Source organism: Rummeliibacillus sp. POC4, assembly GCF_003576525.1.
Classification (GTDB): Bacteria; Bacillota; Bacilli; order Bacillales_A; family Planococcaceae; genus Rummeliibacillus.
The window spans coordinates 22,128-43,061 of record NZ_QWUA01000030.1; the positions used below are offsets into that span (position 1 = coordinate 22,128).

General features: G+C 35.5%; 19 protein-coding genes and 1 tRNA gene. 18 read left to right on the forward strand and 2 right to left on the reverse strand.

Annotated features, from left to right (window positions below; all coding sequences use genetic code 11):
* The first annotated feature begins 84 nt into the window (after positions 1-84).
* The 5 genes from D1606_RS10885 to spoVT all read left to right on the forward strand — a co-directional run bounded on the left by D1606_RS10885 (position 85) and on the right by spoVT (position 5,967).
* A complete protein-coding gene (locus D1606_RS10885) occupies positions 85-684 on the forward strand; it encodes a 50S ribosomal protein L25 (protein WP_119416037.1) in 600 nt (199 codons plus the stop codon).
* Between the two features lie 203 nt (positions 685-887).
* Entirely contained in the window at positions 888-1,445 is a 558-nt protein-coding gene (pth, locus tag D1606_RS10890) for an aminoacyl-tRNA hydrolase (RefSeq protein ID WP_119416038.1), read from the forward strand.
* Positions 1,446-1,505: 60 nt separating this feature from the next.
* Complete coding sequence (locus D1606_RS10895) at positions 1,506-1,733, forward strand: anti-sigma-F factor Fin (RefSeq protein WP_102693377.1); 228 nt, start codon at positions 1,506-1,508, stop codon at positions 1,731-1,733.
* 83 nt (positions 1,734-1,816) lie between these two features.
* Positions 1,817-5,344, forward strand: coding sequence for a transcription-repair coupling factor (gene mfd, locus D1606_RS10900; RefSeq protein WP_119416039.1), 3,528 nt, complete (start codon positions 1,817-1,819; stop codon positions 5,342-5,344).
* An 86-nt stretch (positions 5,345-5,430) separates the two neighbouring features.
* Positions 5,431-5,967, forward strand: coding sequence for a stage V sporulation protein T (gene spoVT / locus D1606_RS10905; RefSeq protein ID WP_119416040.1), 537 nt, complete (start codon positions 5,431-5,433; stop codon positions 5,965-5,967).
* Positions 5,968-6,029: 62 nt separating this feature from the next.
* Here spoVT and D1606_RS10910 read toward each other — a convergent pair whose 3' ends face one another.
* On the reverse strand, positions 6,030-6,347 hold the full coding sequence (locus D1606_RS10910; RefSeq protein WP_119416041.1) for a hypothetical protein: 318 nt from the start codon (positions 6,345-6,347) through the stop codon (positions 6,030-6,032).
* Positions 6,348-6,559: 212 nt separating this feature from the next.
* Between D1606_RS10910 and D1606_RS10915 the strand changes: the two genes are divergently transcribed.
* From D1606_RS10915 to D1606_RS10945, 7 genes are all read left to right on the forward strand, one after another.
* Entirely contained in the window at positions 6,560-8,182 is a 1,623-nt protein-coding gene (locus D1606_RS10915) for a putative polysaccharide biosynthesis protein (protein WP_119416042.1), read from the forward strand.
* A gap of 9 nt (positions 8,183-8,191) precedes the next feature.
* On the forward strand, positions 8,192-9,649 hold the full coding sequence (yabN, locus tag D1606_RS10920; RefSeq protein WP_119416043.1) for a bifunctional methyltransferase/pyrophosphohydrolase YabN: 1,458 nt from the start codon (positions 8,192-8,194) through the stop codon (positions 9,647-9,649).
* 17 nt (positions 9,650-9,666) lie between these two features.
* Entirely contained in the window at positions 9,667-9,957 is a 291-nt protein-coding gene (locus tag D1606_RS10925) for an RNA-binding S4 domain-containing protein (RefSeq protein WP_119416044.1), read from the forward strand.
* A 176-nt stretch (positions 9,958-10,133) separates the two neighbouring features.
* The gene (gene yabP, locus D1606_RS10930) at positions 10,134-10,433 is read left to right on the forward strand and encodes a sporulation protein YabP (RefSeq protein WP_119416045.1); all 300 of its coding nucleotides are present in this window, start codon (positions 10,134-10,136) and stop codon (positions 10,431-10,433) included.
* A complete protein-coding gene (yabQ, locus tag D1606_RS10935) occupies positions 10,430-10,888 on the forward strand; it encodes a spore cortex biosynthesis protein YabQ (RefSeq protein ID WP_119416046.1) in 459 nt (152 codons plus the stop codon). The genes yabP and yabQ overlap by 4 nt, the downstream gene beginning before the upstream one ends.
* An 86-nt stretch (positions 10,889-10,974) precedes the next feature.
* The gene (locus D1606_RS10940) at positions 10,975-11,391 is read left to right on the forward strand and encodes an FtsB family cell division protein (RefSeq protein WP_119416047.1); all 417 of its coding nucleotides are present in this window, start codon (positions 10,975-10,977) and stop codon (positions 11,389-11,391) included.
* Between the two features lie 115 nt (positions 11,392-11,506).
* Positions 11,507-11,938: a S1 domain-containing RNA-binding protein gene (locus D1606_RS10945; protein ID WP_119416048.1), complete on the forward strand. Its 432-nt coding sequence runs from the start codon at positions 11,507-11,509 to the stop codon at positions 11,936-11,938.
* Between the two features lie 266 nt (positions 11,939-12,204).
* Here D1606_RS10945 and D1606_RS10950 read toward each other — a convergent pair.
* Positions 12,205-12,278, reverse strand: a tRNA-Met gene (locus D1606_RS10950).
* A 186-nt stretch (positions 12,279-12,464) separates the two neighbouring features.
* On the opposite strand from D1606_RS10950, the gene D1606_RS10955 reads away from it, so the two are divergent.
* The 6 genes from D1606_RS10955 (at position 12,465) to hslO (ending at position 20,813) form a co-directional block, all read left to right on the forward strand.
* Complete coding sequence (locus tag D1606_RS10955) at positions 12,465-14,855, forward strand: SpoIIE family protein phosphatase (RefSeq protein ID WP_119416049.1); 2,391 nt, start codon at positions 12,465-12,467, stop codon at positions 14,853-14,855.
* Between the two features lie 33 nt (positions 14,856-14,888).
* Entirely contained in the window at positions 14,889-16,301 is a 1,413-nt protein-coding gene (gene tilS, locus D1606_RS10960; RefSeq protein WP_119416050.1) for a tRNA lysidine(34) synthetase TilS, read from the forward strand.
* Positions 16,302-16,331: 30 nt separating this feature from the next.
* On the forward strand, positions 16,332-16,874 hold the full coding sequence (hpt, locus tag D1606_RS10965) for a hypoxanthine phosphoribosyltransferase (RefSeq protein WP_119416051.1): 543 nt from the start codon (positions 16,332-16,334) through the stop codon (positions 16,872-16,874).
* Positions 16,875-17,005: 131 nt separating this feature from the next.
* A complete protein-coding gene (ftsH, locus tag D1606_RS10970; RefSeq protein WP_119416052.1) occupies positions 17,006-19,027 on the forward strand; it encodes an ATP-dependent zinc metalloprotease FtsH in 2,022 nt (673 codons plus the stop codon).
* A 114-nt stretch (positions 19,028-19,141) separates the two neighbouring features.
* Positions 19,142-19,930 carry a type III pantothenate kinase gene (locus D1606_RS10975; RefSeq protein WP_119416053.1) on the forward strand — a complete coding sequence of 263 codons (789 nt, stop codon included), beginning with the start codon at positions 19,142-19,144 and terminating at the stop codon, positions 19,928-19,930.
* A complete protein-coding gene (hslO, locus tag D1606_RS10980) occupies positions 19,923-20,813 on the forward strand; it encodes an Hsp33 family molecular chaperone HslO (RefSeq protein ID WP_119416054.1) in 891 nt (296 codons plus the stop codon). The genes D1606_RS10975 and hslO overlap by 8 nt, the downstream gene beginning before the upstream one ends.
* Positions 20,814-20,934 lie beyond the last annotated feature (121 nt).

Genomic DNA, 20,934 nt, shown 5'->3' on the forward strand with positions numbered 1-20,934 from the left:
GTAATTCTATTTCTTACTTTGTTAATGTAGATTGATCTTTGAACAATTAGCAAAGTAGATGACAAAGGAGGAGACAACATATTTATGAATACTGTAGTTCATGTAAAAAAACGTGAGGTCGGAAAGAAATCTGTATTGTCAACCTTAAGAAAAAATGGTTTTGTCCCAGCTGTGGTATATGGATATCAAATAGAACCAATACCAATTGCTGTAAACGAAAGAGAATTTGAAAGATTATTAAGTAAAGAGGGTAAAAATAGCATCATTTCTCTAAACATTGAAGGTAAAGAAGTAAAGGCGGTAGTGTTTCAGTTCCAGAAAGATACTACTAAAGAAAAGTATATTCATGTAGACTTTTTGTCAGTCGACATGTCTAAGTTAATCGGTATTGAAGTACCAATCGTATTAAAAGGATTACCTATTGGCGTTAAAGAAGGTGGTGTATTACATCAACCTCTTCGATTGATGAAGTTAATCGTAAAGCCAAATGAAATCCCTGAAAAAGTTGAGATTGATGTGTCCAACTTAGCTATTGGTCATGCTTTAACTATTGGAGATATTCGAAAAAAAGTAAAGTATACAATCTCAGGTGACGATCAAGTAACATTAGTAGTTGTATCAACACCAACTGTAAGAATGGATTTAGACACTGAAATAACGGATCAACCAGAAGAAGCGGTATAACTAACTCTACCTTAACAGGACCTTGCGTTATAAATGAAAACGTGAGGTTTTTAATATATTGTAGCTATTTTTTCTAGTAATAATGTTAAGTAAACTGCATAATACTATGGAAATTGACTAATCTATCAGCTTAAATCTTTTCTCTAATCATTATGGCGTATGTTAAAATAACAAGGATTAGTTAGAAAAGGAAGATGTCAAATATGAAGTTAATAATTGGATTGGGTAATCCTGGGAAAGAATATGAACATACTCACCACAATGTTGGGTTTGATACAATAGATTTATTAGCACAAAAGTGGAATATTCCATTAAATCAACAAAAATTCAACGCTATGTACGGCACTGCTCATCGTCCAGAAGGTAAAGTAATGTTGATGAAACCTCTTACATATATGAATTTATCTGGGGAAGCTGTACGTCCTATGATGGATTACTTTGATATTGATGTAGAGGATATTGTCGTTATTTATGATGACTTAGATTTAGATAAGGGGAAATTACGCCTTCGTCAAAAAGGAAGCGCAGGTGGTCATAATGGAATTAAATCTCTGATTCAGCACGTTGGCACGCAAAACTTTAACAGAATCCGTGTAGGGATTAATCGACCACCAGTAGGCATGAAGGTACCAGACTATGTACTTTCAAAATTTTCGAAGGAAGAGCAACCATTAATGCATGATGCCTTTAATCGTGCAGCAGATGCCTGTGAATATTGGTTAGAAAAGCCATTCACAGAAGTGATGAATCGATTTAACTAAATTGTGAAGCATAAAAGGAACCAAAGCTGTCTATACTTTTTATAAAAGGGAGGCATGCTTATGGCTATTCGTTACAGATGTCGTCATTGCAACACGGAAATAGGCGTATTGCCATTTGATTCTGAAGAAAGTATTCGTAAACTTCATCAACTAAATGAACAAGATGCTAAGGAATTTATCCGTCATGAGCAAAATGGTGATACAACAGTAGAAAGTATTTGTGAACATTGCGAAGACTCACTGAAGAAGTTCCCAAATTATTATGCATTAAAAAATTGGTTACAGTAAATCGCTTTGGCGCTTAGGCGTCCAAGGCCTTTTTCTGTAGATTTTACAATATATATTGTATTTACCAAAGAAGGGAGGACGTTATGAAGATATTACGTCAATTGTTAATGCAAGACCCACATGTACAACGGTTGTTAGAAGAGATTAAAAGTGGTCAAGATGCACAACTGATTACTGGTCTCTCGGGGAGTGCAAGACCTGCATTTTTAGATACAATTTATGATTATATTCAAAAACCTATTTACATAATTTCACCAAACTTACTGCAAGCACAAAAAAACTTTGATGATTTAGTGAAACTTGTAGGTGAAGATTATGTTCACTATTATCCAGCCGATGAGTTTATCGCTGCTGATATGGCAACAGCGAGCCCAGAATTACGTGCCCAGCGTATTGAAACATTGGACCATATGTTACATCAACAAAAAGGTATCTATATAATTCCTGTAGCAGGTATGCGTAAAGTTTTGCCTCCGAAAGAGGAATGGTTAAATTTACATTTAAATGCAACTGTCGGAGAAGAACTGATAGTAGAAGAGTGGCTTCAAAATCTAGTGACTATGGGGTATACAAGAAGCCACATGGTAACAACGCCTGGTGAGTTTGCTTTACGTGGAGGTATTTTAGATATTTATCCTCCATATATTGAAAATCCAATTCGTGTTGAATTATTTGATACAGAGGTTGATTCGATTCGAACATTTTCAGCGGATGACCAACGTTCAATTGAAAAGTTAGATCAGATTCATATTTTACCTGCCTCAGAGTTTGTATTGACGAGAGAACAGCGGCTACATGTTGCGCAAAAGTTGGATGAGGCTTTAGCAGATAGTCTAAAAAAGGTGAAAAAGAAGGAAATACAAGAACAACTCTATCAACACATTCAAGCGGATATAGAGCTACTCAAACAAGGAGAATTGCCTGAATTTATAAATAGATATGGTTCGTTATTATATGACCAACCTTCGTTTCTAGGGGACTACTTTGCTCAAGATGGTCTTGTTGTATATGATGAGCTAGGACGTATTCAAGAAGTTATGGAAGCTTGGGAAAAGGAAGAGAAAGAATGGTATCTATCCCTAATTGAAGAAGGAAAATTAGTGCATGCTGTTAAACCTTCATATTCTTTAAAAGAAATCATTGCAATGATACATTTACCGTCAATTTATTTCGCTTTATTTGCGAGATCATTTTCAGGAATTCGTTTTAAAAAGACGACAAGTTTTTCATGTAAACCTATGCAACATTTCCATAGTCAAATGCCTTTGTTGAAAAATGAAGTAGAACGTTGGCAACTAGGAAAATTCACTGTCCTATTTGTAACAGAAAATGAAGAACGTCTATCAAACATACAAACAACTTTAGCAGATTACGATATTCATATACAGATTGGTGAACCTAGAAAAGAAGGTATCTTTGCTATTTCTGGCCAATTATCTGCAGGCTTTGAATTACCTTTGCAACGTTTAGCTATTGTCACTGAGGAAGAGCTTTTTAAACAAAAGACGAAGAAGAAAAAAAGTCGACCTCAAAAAATGACCAATGCTGAAAGAATAAAAAGTTACACAGAGATAAAACCTGGCGATTATGTGGTGCATATTCATCATGGTATAGGGAAATATATCGGCATTGAAACGCTAGAGGTCAATGGCAAGCATAAGGATTATCTACATATCCGATATCGTGCGGACGATAAGCTTTATGTTCCTGTCGATCAAATCGATTTAATCCAAAAATACGTTGGATCAGAAGATAAAGAGCCAAAACTTCACAAATTAGGCGGAACAGAATGGAAAAAAACAAAGAGTAAGGTATCATCAGCAGTACAAGATATTGCAGATGATTTAATCAAACTATATGCAAAACGTGAGGCGGAAAAAGGTTATGCATTCTCTCCTGATGGTGATGAACAACGTGCATTTGAAGAGGCATTCCCTTATGAAGAAACAGAAGATCAACTGAGGACAATCCAAGAAGTGAAGATAGATATGGAAAGAGAGCGTCCTATGGATCGTCTTGTTTGTGGGGACGTTGGATACGGGAAAACTGAAGTCGCTATTCGTGCTGCATTCAAAGCTGTTATGGATGGTAAACAAGTAGCCTTTTTAGTACCAACAACCATTTTAGCTCAACAACATTTTGAAACTTTCCAGGAAAGATTCCAAGATCAAGCTATTTCAATTGGCCTTTTGAGTCGTTTCCGCACACGTAAACAACAAAATGAAACATTAAAAGGGCTAAAAGATGGATCTGTAGATATTGTTATTGGAACACATCGATTGTTATCAAAAGACGTTGTTTATAAAGACCTTGGATTATTAGTAGTCGATGAGGAACAACGTTTTGGTGTTACCCATAAGGAAAAGATTAAGCATTTAAAGACAAATGTAGATGTATTAACGTTAACAGCAACTCCGATACCTCGTACATTGCATATGTCAATGGTAGGAGTGAGAGATTTATCTGTTATCGAAACGCCACCTGCTAATCGATTCCCCGTACAAACGTATGTTATGGAGCATAATGGAGCCCTTGTACGTGAAGCAATTGAACGTGAAATGTCCCGAGGAGGGCAAATATTCTATTTACACAATCGTGTTGACGATATGGCCCGTAAAGTAGAAGAAATTCAAATGCTTGTACCAGATGCTCGAGTAGGGTTTGCCCATGGGCGAATGACAGAGTCTGAATTAGAATCTGTAATCCTACGTTTTTTAGATGGTGACTATGATGTTTTAGTAACAACAACAATTATCGAAACAGGTATTGATATTCCAAATGTAAATACATTAATTGTAAACAATGCGGACAGGATGGGCCTTTCACAACTTTATCAATTAAGAGGGCGAGTTGGGCGTTCTAATCGTATAGCATATGCTTATTTCATGTATCAAAGAGATAAAGTATTAACAGAGGTAGCAGAACAACGCTTACAAGCGGTGAAAGAGTTTACAGAGCTTGGTTCAGGCTTCAAAATTGCTATGCGCGATTTATCTATTCGTGGAGCAGGAAACTTACTTGGTTCGCAACAACATGGCTTTATCGATTCAGTTGGGTTTGATCTGTATTCTCAAATGCTAGAGGAAGCAATTTCTGAGCGTCAAACAGGTGTGAAGAAAGAGGAAGAAAAAGATATTGAAATTTTAATCCCTTACGATGCATATATACCTGATGCTTATATTCCAGATGGTTATCAAAAAATACAAATGTACAAACGTATTAAAGGAATGGATGAAGAGGAAGACTACTACGAAATTTTAGAAGAATTACAAGATCGTTTTGGAGATTTACCAACTGAAACTGAGCGATTACTTCGAATTGCACGGATAAAAGTATGGGCTAAAAGGGTTGGTGTCGATTCGATTAAAACAAAAAATAAAATAATAATTATTGATATTTCTGAAGAAGGAACAGCTAGTCTAGATGGAGGTAAAGTCGTTTCAGAATCTATGCAATTTGGGCGTGCGGTAGGGTTCCAATTAGAAGGACAACGATTAGTCTTAACCATTGATGAGAAAAAGGCAGAGAGACAATCTCCATTTGATATTCTAGAAACATTGATGAAGTTATTACCAACAGCCATTCATCAAAAGGTAGAGATAAGAGACTAATTTTTGTTATGTATATTTTTTATTTGATTGCTCCATACTAACGGCAAGTACAATATTGAAAATTTGTCGAAAGTGAGGCAACACGAATGAAAGCAACAGGCATTGTGCGCCGAATCGATGATTTAGGACGCGTAGTTATCCCGAAAGAGATACGAAGAACTTTACGCATTCGTGAAGGTGACCCATTAGAAATATTTACCGATCGTGAAGGGGAAATTATATTAAAAAAATATTCTCCTATTAATGAGTTGAGTGATTTTGCTTTATCTTATGTTGAGACATTATTTGAAACATTGGGCACGAGTGCACTCATTAGTGATCGAGATGAAATTATTGCTGCAGCAGGTGTATCTAAAAAAGAGTATTTGAATCGCCAAATATCTACTTTTGCAGAAGATTGTATTCTACAAAGAACTGTTATTGTTGAAAAACATGAAAACTCTGTTGAAATTGTACCTGGGCAAATTGAGCAGATTAAATCTTATTGTATAGCTCCAATTGTAGTTAGTGGGGATGCAATAGGTGCTGTTTATATTTTGTCTAAGATGCATTTTATCGGTGATACTGAACAAAAGGTAGCTGAAACAGCAGCACATTTTTTAGCAAAACAAATGGAAGATTAAAAATAAAAGCCATTCGACTATTGAAGGATCTCAATAGGGGATGGTTTTTTATATAGGAAAAGTTAATCCTTTAAACGAATCGATTTTAGAGCAGATGATGCATTAAGAAGATCTAACATTTCCCTCGTATTATTTTTAGGTGAGGAGGGTATTAGAGAAGATTCCGCTTCACTTATCCGTAATTCGGAGATTAAAGTTTTCGTACCATTTGCCTTTAATAAGTATTTACGAACAAAACCATTTTTTCTTTCCATTATCATACGAGGATACTTGTATTTAAATCTTCCTTCAACTTTTAGGTAGTTTTCTTGTGTAAAAGGTGACTGTTTGAATTTAGCAGTATTTTGGAATGTATCTATTTTTGAAACAGAGAATTTCATAGAAACCCCTCCTCGTTGCTATCTATACCATTTTTATCGACTGAATTTTCTGGAATTTAATATTAATAGATTGAATATCCAACACTATTTATTAATAATCAATTCCTTTGCTATAACGCTGTGGAAATATCGAAGTATAGGATAAATATGCTATACTGTTCTAAAATCTTGTAAAGAAAATGAATTGATGAATTAAAGGAAAGAGGATTATCATGTCCGAAAAATGGGGGATGAAAGCGTATTTAAAAGGCGTTGCTCTTCTTACTATAGCAGCCCTTGTTGTTAAGATATTGAGCATGGTATACCGTGTGCCTTTTCAAAATTTAGTCGGGGATCATGGCTTTTATATTTATCAGCAAGTTTATCCGTTTATAGCAATTTTCGTTACATGGACGGCTAGTGGCTTAGCAGTGGCAATTTCTAAAATCCTTGCAGATATAGAGGATACTAGTGATGAAGGTGAAAGAAGTACAGTATTACTGATTATTTTCATCTTTTTAGTGGTTCTATCAATAGTCTGTTTTAGTATTTTATACTTTGGTGCACGATTTTTTGCATATTGGATGGGCGATATAAAACTAGCTGGTTTACTTAGAATCGGATCATTTGTTGCCTTTAGTATGCCACTATTAGCAATTTATAAAGGGGTATTCCAATCAGTAGGTATTATGCAGCCAGTTGCATATGCACAAATTGTTGAGCAAACAGTGCGAGTAGCAGTTATTTTAGGTGGTACGTATATCATCATGTCTACCACTGAATCTTTATATGGTGCGGGGAAAATAGCCTTATTGGGGACAGTTGTAGGGGAATTTGCAGGAATACTATTATTAGCTGTATATATAAAGAAACAGTCAACCGATATTAAATTGGGTAGAGTCGGAAAAAGGAAGCTGGCCACTTGGGGAATATTAAAAAAATTAATCGTATTAAGTATAAGTGTTAGTATGAGCAGTTTAGTCTTACTAGTATTTCAATTAATCGATTCATTTACAATTTATAGTACGTTAAAAGAAAGTGGAATGAATCCTCTTCGGGCAATGGAAACGAAAGGGATTTATGATCGAGGCCAACCGTTAGTACAAGTTGGTTTAGTGATAGCGTCGTCTCTTTCACTTGCAATTGTTCCATTAGTTGCACATGCTTCTAAACGAAACCAAGGGCACAATGCTGAACGTTATATACAGCTAACATACCGTACAGCTCTCTTATTTGGTCTTGCAGCAGCTGTTGGTTTAATACTTGTTATGCCGAATATTAACATGACCTTGTTTGAAACAACAGATTTGTCAAATGTTCTATCTGTATTTGTATTACAAATCATTTGGTTATCACTTATTCTGACATTAACAGCGATGCTACAAGGTTTAGATTATTTGAAAATACCCGCTCTCTTATTAGTTCTAGGTGTATTCGTTAAACTGTTTTTTAATAAATTATTCATTTTGCAATTTGGAATAGCTGGAGCTGCTTGGACAGGAAATTTAGCGCTTTTTATAACAGTAATTGGTCTTATATGGTATTTTAAAAAAGAGGAAAAAATTCAATTAGCGCTGCCGCGGTTTTATTTTGGTGCGTCGCTCGCTTTGCTCGCGATGATATTAGTTGTAGTGCTATTTACAATACTTGCAGAACCAATGATTTTTCCTTCCATAGCGGGGCGCGCACGAGCGTTGGTACTTTGTATTTCTAAAGCTGCAATAGGTGCATTTGTATTTTTAACAATGCTTGCCAAGCTGAAAATATTATCTATAAGAGATTGGTATCTATTACCTTTCGGACGTCGTATGGCAAGCTATCAACTTGCTTTACAACGAAAAAATAAACAAAATTAGGTGAAGAATATGCATCAACTTACAATCATTGGACTAGGCGCAGGAGATTTTGAACAACTCCCAATAGGTGTCTATAGAAAGTTAAAACAAGCAAAGAAAATATGTGTACGTACTAAAGAACATGCTGTATTAGATGAATTAGCAAACGAAGGTATTCAATTTGAAAGTTTCGATGCAATGTATGAAAAACATGAAGATTTTTTACCGGTATATGAAGAAATTGTAGAGACATTATTAAAATATATAGAATCTGAAGATGTAATATATGCCGTTCCTGGGCACCCTTTGATGGCTGAAATGACTGTACAACTTTTGATTGAAGCCGAAAAGAAAGGTCAAGTCCAACTTAAAATTGAAGGTGGACAAAGTTTCTTAGATGCCGTTTTCGGAGCTCTTCGTATTGATCCAATTGATGGGTTTGAACTTGTTAATGGTACAACTTTTTCTATCCATCAAGTGAACATGTACAAGCATTTATTAATTGCACAAGTATATGATCAATTCAGCGCTTCAGAAGTAAAATTAACTTTATTGGAAAAGTATCATCCAGATTATCCTATCAAAATTGTAACTGCTGCAGGATCAAAAGATGAAATGATTCGTACTGTACCTTTACATGAGTTAGATCATGTTGCAGAAATAAATAATTTAACAACAGTGTATGTTCCACCTGTGAAAGATAAAAAGGATGCGCTTCGTGAATGGTCAACATTCCGTGAAATTATCAAAACATTAAGAAGTCCTGATGGTGGTTGCCCTTGGGATCGAGCTCAAACGCATGAAAGTCTAAAACGTTATATGTTAGAAGAAGTACATGAATTTTTACAAGCTATTGATGAACAAGATGATGAGCATATGATTGAAGAACTTGGCGATGTATTACTTCAAGTATTTATGCAAGCACAAATTGCAGAAGATGATGGGTACTGGAATTTAGAAGATATTTTGGCTGGGGTAGCAGGGAAAATGATACGCCGCCATCCTCATGTCTTTAGTGATGTACAGGTTGAAAGTGTAGAAGATGTCAATGCCAACTGGGAAAAAATAAAGAAAAAAGAACATCAAAATGATGATCATGCAGAACCGTTATTAAAAGGTGAATATCGTGCAACTTCTTCGTTGCAAACATCCTATAACTATCAACGTAGAGCAGCTAAAGTGGGGTTTGAATGGCCTAATATTGATGGAGTTTGGGAAAAGGTAGCTGAGGAATGGCAAGAATTCCGCCAAGAAATAGAAAATGGCACACAAGAAACTAGACTAGATGAATTTGGCGACGTATTGTTTACACTTGTAAACTTGGCGCGAGTATATAAAATCTCTGCAGAAGATGCGATGCTTCACGCAAATGCAAAATTTGCAAAGAGATTTGGCTATGTAGAACAACAAGTTATAGCTGGCCGAAAGGATTTTAAAGACTATTCACTCGAAGAATTAGATAAGTTTTGGCAAGATGCAAAACAATAAGAAAAGGGAGTATACGAATGCGATTAGATAAATTTCTTAAAATATCTCGATTAATAAAAAGACGAACATTAGCTAAAGAAGTAGCTGATCAAGGACGCATTACCATTAATGGTAAAGTTGTCAAAGCTAGTAGTGCTGTAAAAGTGGGCGACGAGTTAGCTATTCGTTTTGGTCAAAAAATAGTAACTGTTCGAATTGAAGAATTAAAAGACGTCGTCCGTAAAGAAGAGGCTGCTAAAATGTTTACCATCTTAAAAGAGGAAAAACTAGATAGAGTCGAACCTCAATTTATCGATGATGAGGCCTAAGTAATAGCGGCTGTTTTTAGTTTATAGTACATTTTAAAATTCGAAAGCTTTTGTAGTCTAAAATAAAACCACTATCAAAATATTAATTGATAGTGGTTTTATTTTTATATTTATCTTCATATATTAGATTGTCCAAACATATAGATTAATAGACAGGACAAGGAGGGGAATAGAAGATGACATTCCAACAGGATAATGCCACTTATACAATTCCAACAGGAGATCATTTATTAACGGTTCGTAATCGCAAAAGAATGGATGTTACATCTGTAAAATCAATTGAACGCTTTGATCAAGAGGAGTTTTTTGTACTCACCTCTCAAGGTCATTTGCAAATTCGTGGGGAAGATTTAAGAATTGTCCATTTAGATGTAGATAAGGGATTACTCACTTTAGAAGGTACAGTGAAGAATCTTCAATATGATGAAGAGGACAGTGGACTATCCCGCAGTATTTTGCATAAATTATTTGGATGACAGTTTCTGAACAATTCCTCAGTATAGCAACACTAATTGCTAGTGGTGTTATAGGAGCAGCTTGTATTGATTTAGTACGTACATTCAGTCATTATGCGCCACCGAAATCATTTTGGCGAAAAGGCTACATCATATTTGAATTATCTACATGGGTTCTATTAGGAATTGGTACATTTCTATTATTAATGATTGTAAGGGATGGGGAATGGCATTTTGTTGATTTCCTATCCCAATTACTAGGATTTTGTCTTTATCAATTGTTTCTACAGGATGTATTTCGTTTTGCAGGGCGAATGATTGATAGATTAATCATACAACCTATATTTTTTATATTTCATCTTTTACTGAAATTAATACGACAAATCATGCGGTTAATTACTTCTATTTTCAGATTTTTTACATTTCCTATTCGATTTGCTGTCGAAAAAATTAGAAAGATAAAGCTTAAAAAATAGGTAAAAGTTAGATATAATAGGATTGATATGTAAATGGTAATTAGTTAAACGTTGCATTTAATCATACTCAAAGGAGGGTACCTAACATGCCACTAACATCTAAGCAACTTTCTAAAAAGACTACACAAATGCCAACTGATTATGCAAAAACTGAAATACGTAAAAATATGATTAATAGCAAACGTAAAATTCGCTTACGTCGTAGACTTACAGTAATGACAATAATATTTGCTCTAATTGCAGGTTCCCTCATGGTTATGTTGATTAAACAAAAGAGCGTATTGGCAGATAAAGAAAAACAAAAAATTGAATTGCAACATGATTTAGCAAAGCAAAAAGAAAAACAGGATGATCTAAAAATTCAAATTGCTAAATTAAAAGACGACGACTACATCGCTAAGCTTGCACGAAAGGATTTATTCTTATCTGAGGATGGAGAGATTATTTTTTCAATTCCTAAAGCATCAGAAAAAGATAAGAAAAAAACAGATTCAAAAGAGTAGTCTTATTGACACTCTTTTTTTGTTGGCTATAATAAAAGGTAAGAATCACTAAAGTTTTACAAATTGATTTTAAGACTTATAAGTCGCTTAAATTTTAAGGAGGAGCATTTTTTTTATGTCAATTGAAGTAGGCAGCAAGGTACAAGGTAAAGTAACAGGTATCACAAATTTTGGAGCATTCGTGGAGCTGCCAAATGGCTCAACAGGTCTTGTTCATATTAGCGAGGTTGCTGACAACTATGTAAAAGATATTAATGACCATTTGAAAGTTGGGGAAATGGTTGAAGTAAAAATTATGAACGTTGGAGCTGACGGTAAAATTGGTTTATCAATCCGTAAAGCAAAACCTCAAGCTGAACGACCAGAGCGTCCTCAACGTCCACGCCATAACAACCATCGTTCAAATGACCGTGGTGAACATCGTCAACCTAAAGAAAACTTTGAACAAAAAATGGCGCGATTCCTAAAAGACAGTGAAGATCGTCTTGCAACATTAAAACGTGCACAAGATTCTAAACGCGGTGGCCGTGGCGCAAGAAGAGGATAACTTGCTGGCTATTTTAATCGTAGAAAAAGTGTTTTGTTAATAATTAAGAGACTGTTATAAAGTGTAGCTATACTTTATAACAGTCTCTTTTGTATTGGTAGAAATCACCGTAAACAAGACATAGTAAATAGTGTTATCCATGTTAAACAAGTATATTAGGAATATAATGATGAAATATCGACAAATAAAAAGAAGCTATCATAATTGATAGCTTCTTTTAGTGTTTGTTCTACAAATAGCCCGAAATCTTATAATCATACAATGTATGGCGGCAGAGGGGATCGAACCCCCGACCTCACGGGTATGAACCGTACGCTCTAGCCAGCTGAGCTACGCCGCCTTTTTGAACAACACAATTCATATTACAAGATGATAGATTGAGGTGTCAAGCGATTTTTGTTAAAAAATTATAAACTATGTGATTTATCGTCGAACGATTTTTCGAACGAACCTTCAGGAACAGACAAACTTTACACAAATTTCTAGGTATACTAGCAGAAATGCTATAAATTGGAGGTTCTGTCCCATGAGAAAAGCGTTCGACCAACCAAACAAACTATTAATGCCAAAAGTAACTGTAAATTTACAACAGAAATATCCTGTAATCTTTTCAATGATGTTATGTTTCGCCGCATTTTTCTTATCAAAAGCTGTTCTTTTTGAAGCAATTGTTCCATTCTTTTTGCCAATGATGGCAGTAGTGTTTGTAAATCATCGAGAGTATTTTGTATGGGCACTTATTGGAGGTACAATTGGCAGTTTTACATTAGGGCTAGGCGATTTGTCTATCCATAGTATAGAATTATTACTCTTTTTATTGCTTATGAAGACGTTTATACGTAAATGGTCTATTTCAATAGTAGTTGGAATGTCAGTATTTGTTTCTCAATTTGTATGGCAACTTATTTCGTATCATGGTGAGCTACCAACCATGATTCTAGTATATGTTGGTTATGAAAGTATATTATCGATTTTCATGACTTTATTTTTAATGCAGCTGTTATTGCCAATGCCGGCTTTATGGAAAGCGTCATGGTCTTTAGAAAGAATGGGGGCAGCGTTAATTGTACTTGCCATTATGCTTACAGCTACAAGTAACGTTGTTTGGGAGGTATTATCCCCAACTTATATAGCGTTACAGTTTGTGATATTAGCATCAGCTTTTGTGGGAGGGGTTACGCTATCAACTGCTATTGCAGTCTTAATGGGAACAATCATTAGTCTCGCTCATCTATCTTTTAGTGGAATGATTGCTGTATATGCCTTAACAGGTTTATGCGCAGGAATATGTAGAAAACTAGGACGTTTTGGAATCGTAATAGGAAGTGCAATTGCAACAGCATTTTTTGTACTCTATGATGCGACATTACCAATTGATAAGACATATTATGTTGCATTAGGCATCGCATCTATTCTATTCTTTACGATGCCTAGAAGTTGGTTGCAATATTGGCAACGACAACTTTATCCGAATCATGAAGAAGTGCTTTTGGAAAGACAACGTTGGCTCACTGAAAAAGTGACTACGAAACTAACGAATTTTAATGACTTTGTTGTTTTTATGAAAGAGCTCGTAAATGATCGTCTTAGCGTGGCTGACCAACAACAAGAAGTCGAATTAGAAGCCAAACCATTATCACCTTGTGAAAGTTGCTATCGATTTGAAAAATGTTGGGGAGAAGGAAGAATGGAAATGGAACCATTGATGAAACAATGGTTAATGACGCAAACAGTTGGTAATAATGGTTCTAGAATACAATATGATGAAAAGATTCGTAATAAGTGTGTGCGTTCATCGCTATTTTTAAATGCATTAGCAGAGCATGTTTCAAAACAACAATTGAGTGGCCAATTTCACCATGGAAAGAAAATGATCGCCTTACAGTTAAAGGACATGTCTACACATATTGATCAAGTGATGAAGGATATGACAAATGATACCGTTTCTTTTCAACAGCAAGAAGAAATATTAGCAAACCGTTTTAAAGATATTGGAATTGACTTCTTCCAAATTGATATTTTGACGAATGATCCTGGCAATCGAAAGGTAGTATGTTGTATTCCATATAAAAAATCACAATGGGAAACAGACCAAATGGTTGCAGAACGGTTGATATTACCTGTTCTTCAAGAAGTATTTAAAGAGCCTTTTGAAATTCACCAAACGATTAAGAAAACAAAGCCTTATGCACATTTGCAAATTACATTCCAATCAGCTATACGATTTGAGATGCAATACGATGTATTATCAATGTCAAAAAATAATACGATGTATTCAGGAGATTCACATGCTGTATTTTCACTTAATCCGGGGTTAACTGCCATTATGTTATCCGATGGAATGGGACATAATAAACGAGCACATAAGGAAAGTAGAAAGTTAATACGCTTAATGCGTGAATGTTTGAATCACCAAATGTCACCGGAAACTGCCATGCATACGCTTCATTATGTTATGTCATTAAAGCAAGATGAAGAGATGTATGCAACAATGGACTTTGCTTTAATCGATTTACAACACGGAAAACTTTGGTCATGGAAAGCAGGAAGTATGGCAACTTATTTAGTGAGAGGAAAGAAAGTGACCAGGGTTGAAAGCGCCAGTGAACCGTTCGGATTGTTTACGTCATTTTCGGTTGAAGCTGAACAGCGGTCATTAAAGGCAGGGGATATTATCTTCATGTGTACAGATGGTTTGTTCTTCGAGAATATGCCATGGGAACAACAAGAACAGCTTCTACGTAATAGCTTATTACAACATAGAAGTCTTCCTATTCAAGAAATTTGTCCACAAATATTAAATACATTCCGTAATAATAGCCAGCCAATGGACGATTGTACGATCGTGTGTATTGAGATTCAACATAAAACAGTAAATTGGTCATTATTTAAGCCTACTTTACAGGAAAATGCTTAAGAAAGAATGGTAAAATAATGATGAGGTGAGATAATGACAAAACTCGAACAAAAAGTATATGAATATATACAACAATATGAGTTGTGTCATGCGGGAGATCGTCTTCTTGTAGCTTGTTCTGGAGGAGCTGATTCCATGGCCTTACTCCATTTTCTGCATCACGAGCAAAAAAGATTGGGCGTTTCGGTTGCAGCAGTGCATGTTAATCACATGTTAAGAGGAGAAGATGCAGATGGTGATCGGCTCTTTGTAGAATCATTTTGTAAGGAACGTAGTATTCCGGTATATGCCACTAATATTCCAATTCCAGAAATTTTAGAAGCGGAACAGGGCAATATGCAGGCAGTTTGTAGAAGAGAGCGCTACGCCTACTTTAAGGAAGCTATGTTAGAATCAAAAAGTTCAAAATTAGTCGTGGCGCATCATGCGGATGATCAAGTTGAAAGTATTTTAATGGCATTAATCCGAGGATCGCACGATACGGGAATGCAAGGTATTATTCGATGTCGTCCATTTGGAAATGGACTATTAATCCGACCGTTTCTTTCGATAACTAGAGCTGATATTCTAGAGTATTTACAAGCCAATAAACAAGAATATAGAGAGGATTCTAGTAATAAAAAGGATTCCTACACTCGAAACCGTATGAGACATCATGTTGTTCCGCTTTTAAGAAATGAAAATCCAAAGATAGCGGAAGCAGTTATGCACTACACTGAAAAAGTACAAGCAGATGAAGAATTATTAGATTCATTAGCGGAGAAAGCATTACAAGATGTATTAGTTGAAAAACAAAGTGATTTATGGAAAATAAATATAAATACATTCCAAAATAAACCGCTTGCTTTACAAAGAAGAATCATTCTACTACTATTAAAATATCTTTATAAAGATACAATCATTATACAAAGTTACACCCTTTGGAATTCTATTCTAAAACTGGTACAAACAACAGATGGAAATGCGACCATAGATTTACCTAAAGGAGCAAAGGCAATTCGTCAATACGGTGATTTAATCCTAGTTAAGCAGCAAGTAAATACGACTCAAACAATGCCAAAGACATTACAATTTGAACAATGGAATGAGTTACCAAACTATTTACGAGTTTATATAGGAAAAGTTGATGGGGAAATTCCGTCAGATTTATCATCAAACGCTAAATGCTACTTTGTAAATACAACATGTTTTGCATTACCACTACATATTCGTGGCAGAATGGATGGAGATCGCATCCAATTGTTTGGAGCAAATATACAAAAACGAATCTCCCGTCTTTTTATTGATGAAAAAATTCCAATGGCGCTTAGAGAAGAATGGCCAATTATTGTGACAAATGATAATGAGGTCATTGCCGTCCCAGGGCTCCGTGTAAGTAGCTATTTTTCGAATAGCAAACGATTAAATGATGATATGATATTCATTATTGATCAACAAACTTTGTAGTGTCTATATACAATCAAGGAGGAACTAAAGATGCTTCAGAAGGACATCGAGAAAGTATTAATTTCAGAAGAAGAGTTACAAAATAAGATTCAAGAGCTTGGGGAATCTCTAACTACAGAATACCAAGATAAATTTCCATTGCTTATTGGGGTACTAAAAGGTGCAATGCCATTTATGGCAGACTTGATGAAACGAATTGATTCTTATGTTGAAATCGATTTTATGGACGTTACAAGTTATGGTAATGCAACAGTTTCTTCAGGTGAAGTGAAAATCTTAAAAGATTTAAACACAAGTGTTGAAGGTCGTGATATCGTTATCATCGAAGATATTATTGATAGTGGTTTAACTTTAAGCTATCTTGTAGATTTATTTAAATATCGTAAAGCAAAATCTATTAAAATCGTTACTTTATTAGACAAACCATCTGGTCGTAAAGTAGATTTAAAAGCAGATTATGTAGGTTTTGAAGTTCCAGATGCATTTGTAGTAGGTTATGGCTTAGACTACGCAGAAAAATATAGAAACTTACCGTACATTGGCGTCTTAAAGCCATCCGTTTACTCATTTTAAGATAAGTGTTTAATTTTTAGACAATTATTAGCAGGAAACATTTTGAATGAGAAGCTTTTCATTGTACGATAAAAAATTCATATGTTAAGATTTACTATAGTTTTTCTGTTTATCTTGTGAGGAGGCTGGGGATGAATCGAATATTTCGATACACCATATTCTATTTATTAATTTTCCTCGTGATTATCGGGATTTTTGGTACGTTTAATAATGCGAACCAACCTACTAAAGAGATACAATATCACGAGTTCGTTAAAGCATTAGAGAATGGCAAAATTACTGAAGCAAGTATTCAACCTGATCAGTTAGTATTTGTCGTAAAGGGTAAGATGGAAGGGTATAAAAAAGGCGAAGAATTCGTTACGAATATACCCCGTGAAGACCAAGGATTGATGGATGAAATTCGTGATGAGGCCAAGAAAAATTCAAACATTAGTTTTTTAAAGGCTCCTGAATCGAATGGCTGGATTCAATTCTTTACTGGAATTATTCCTTTTGTAGTCATTTTCATCCTGTTCTTCTTCTTGTTGAATCAGGCTCAAGGTGGCGGTAACCGTATGATGAGCTTTGGTAAGAGCAAAGCAAAATTGTACGATGACCAAAAGAAAAAAATTCGTTTTACAGATGTTGCAGGTGCCGATGAAGAGAAACAAGAACTTGTAGAGGTTGTAGATTTCTTAAAAGATCATACGAAGTTTGATGAGATTGGCGCACGTATTCCAAAAGGTATCCTATTAGTAGGACCTCCAGGTACCGGTAAAACTTTATTAGCCCGTGCGGTAGCTGGTGAAGCTGGCGTTCCATTCTTCTCAATTAGTGGTTCTGATTTCGTTGAAATGTTTGTCGGTGTCGGTGCTTCTCGTGTACGTGACCTATTTGAAAATGCTAAGAAAAATGCTCCATGTATCATCTTCATCGATGAAATTGATGCAGTTGGTCGTCAACGTGGTGCAGGCTTAGGTGGCGGTCATGATGAACGTGAACAAACATTGAACCAATTACTTGTTGAAATGGATGGTTTCAGTGGAAATGAAGGAATTATTATTATCGCCGCAACAAACCGACCAGATATTCTAGACCCTGCGTTATTACGTCCAGGCCGTTTTGACCGACAAATTACTGTAGGTCGTCCAGATGTAAAAGGTCGTGAAGCTGTACTTAAAGTACACGCTCGTAAAAAACCATTAGATGAAACAGTAGACTTAAAAGCAATTGCACAACGTACGCCAGGATTTTCTGGTGCAGATTTAGAAAACTTATTAAACGAAGCGGCATTAGTTGCAGCTCGTGAAAATAAGAAGAAAATTGATATGGGCGATATTGATGAAGCAACTGACCGTGTTATTGCAGGGGTTGCTAAAACAAGTCGTGTCATTTCAGAAAAAGAACGTAAAATTGTGGCATTCCATGAAGCTGGACACGTAGTTGTAGGTCTTACACTAGATGAAGCTGAAAAAGTTCATAAAGTAACAATTGTACCTCGTGGTCAAGCTGGTGGATATGCGGTTATGCTTCCTAAAGAAGATCGTTATTTCATGACAAAACCAGAATTACTTGATAAAGTTTCCGGTTTACTTGGTGGTCGTGTAGCAGAAGATATTGTCTTCGGTGAAGTCTCAACAGGTGCTCACAATGACTTCCAACGTGTAACAAGTATTGTGCGTTCTATGGTTACTGAATACGGTATGAGTGATAAACTTGGACAATTGCAATTTGGCTCTAGCCAAGGTGGAAATGTATTCTTAGGACGTGATTTGAACTCTGAACAAAATTATTCAGATCGAATTGCTTATGAAATAGACCAAGAAATGCAACAAATGGTCAAAGAACAATATGAACGTACGAAGAAAATTTTGACAGAACGTCGTGATCTTCTAAACCTCATTGCAACAACTTTACTTGAAGAAGAAACTTTAGATGCCGAACAAATCGAACACTTAGAAAAGTACGGTAAACTACCAGAACGTTCTTATGACAAAAAGAACCATAAAGCTGGAAGTGAAGCCGATGCAAATGTAAGTGAATCTACAGATGCTAAGATTGTTCAAGAAACAAAAGTGGATATGACAGGTAATGCTGATCCAACAGCTAGTGATTTACCTAAAGATTCAAACGGCGAACAAAGAAACAACGGTATTCAAGAAGAACGTTAAGCAATGTAAAAGTAAAAGCTGACTCCTCACTCTATGTAAGGTAGTCGGCTTTTTTCATCTATGCATATATGTTATGATTCATGGAGAAATTACATATAAGTGAGGATAATATTTATGATTTTAGTGATGGATGTAGGGAATACGAACATCTCAATAGGAATTTATAATACAGAACATCTTGAACACCATTGGCGAATGAAAACAGACACATTAAAAACAGAAGATGAATATGCTATGCAACTCAATACTCTGTTTTTACATAAAGGTCTATCCTTTAAAGATATCAAAGGAATTATTATTTCATCCGTAGTTCCGCCAATCATGTTCTCACTTGAAATGATGTGTCGTAAATATTTCTCAATCGAACCAGTTGTAGTTGGTCCAGGAGTAAAAACAGGGCTTAACATAAAATGTGAAAACCCAAGAGAAATCGGTGCTGATCGTATTGTAAATGCAGTTGCAGCGATACAAGAGTATGGCTCGCCATTAATAGTTGTCGATTTTGGTACAGCAACAACATATTGTTATATTAATGAGAATGGTGATTATATGGGGGGTGCAATTGCCCCAGGAATTTCAATATCTATGGAGGCCCTTTTCACACATTGTTCTAAGTTACCAAGAATAGAAATTGCCACACCTCAAAATGTTATAGGTAAGAATACAATTTCGTCTATGCAAGCTGGAATCGTTTATGGCTATGTTGGGCAAGTAGAAGGAATTGTTAGCCGAATGCGTAAACAAGGTAGAGAAGAGGCACTAGTTATTGCAACAGGAGGTTTAGCGAATATGGTTGCGAAAGAATCAACCGTAATCGATATTACTGATCCATTCTTAACATTAAAAGGATTATATCTAATTTATAAACGAAATCAGGAAGAAAAGGGGAAGAAAAATGGCTGATTATTTAGTAAGAGGACTTGGATTTAATGGTAGTGTTCGTGCGTTTGCTGTTTGTACAACGGATACAATAGGTGAGGCACAACGTCGTCACAATACATGGCCTACAACCTCAGCAGCACTTGGTCGTACAATGACTGCATCTGTTATGATGGGTGCTATGTTAAAAGGTGACAATTCAATTACTGTTAAAGTAGATGGAAATGGTCCAATCGGTCCTATGGTTGTTTGTGCAAATGCAAATGGGGAAGTGCGCGGATATGTTACACATCCTCAAGTTCATTTTGATTTAAATCCACAAGGTAAACTGGATGTTCGACGTGCAGTAGGTACGGAAGGTACTTTAACAGTTGTGAAAGACCTTGGTTTACGTGATCATTTTACAGGACAGGTACCAATTGTATCTGGAGAAATCGCTGAAGATTTCACATATTACTTTGCAAAATCTGAACAAGTCCCATCATCTGTCGGATTAGGGGTATTAGTGAATACAGATAATACAATTCTTGCAGCAGGTGGTTTTGTTATTCAAGTAATGCCTGGAGTAGATGATGAAACTATTACAGAGATTGAAGAACATTTATCAAAAATTGAACCAGTGTCTAAGATGATTCAAAAAGGATATACACCAGAACAAATTTTAGAAGCGGTGCTTGGCGAAGAAAATGTACAAGTTTTAGATACAATGCCAGTGAGATTCCAATGCACATGTTCTAAAGAACGTTTTGGAGCTGCAATTCTTAGTCTAGGTGTAAAAGAAATCCAAGATATGATCGACGAAGATGGCATGGCAGAGGCACATTGTCATTTCTGTGAAGAAAAATACCTTTATTCTAAAGAAGAATTAGAAGGCTTTATCGACGAAATTCATGCTCAAAATAAGTAATTCAATTTGATACAGGGATACCAAAATCTTTGATACAATTGAGTAGAAAGAACGGCTTATATTTATTTGGAATATAAGCTGTTTTTTTATTGACAAACTATTTTTAAAAGTTGTAATATAA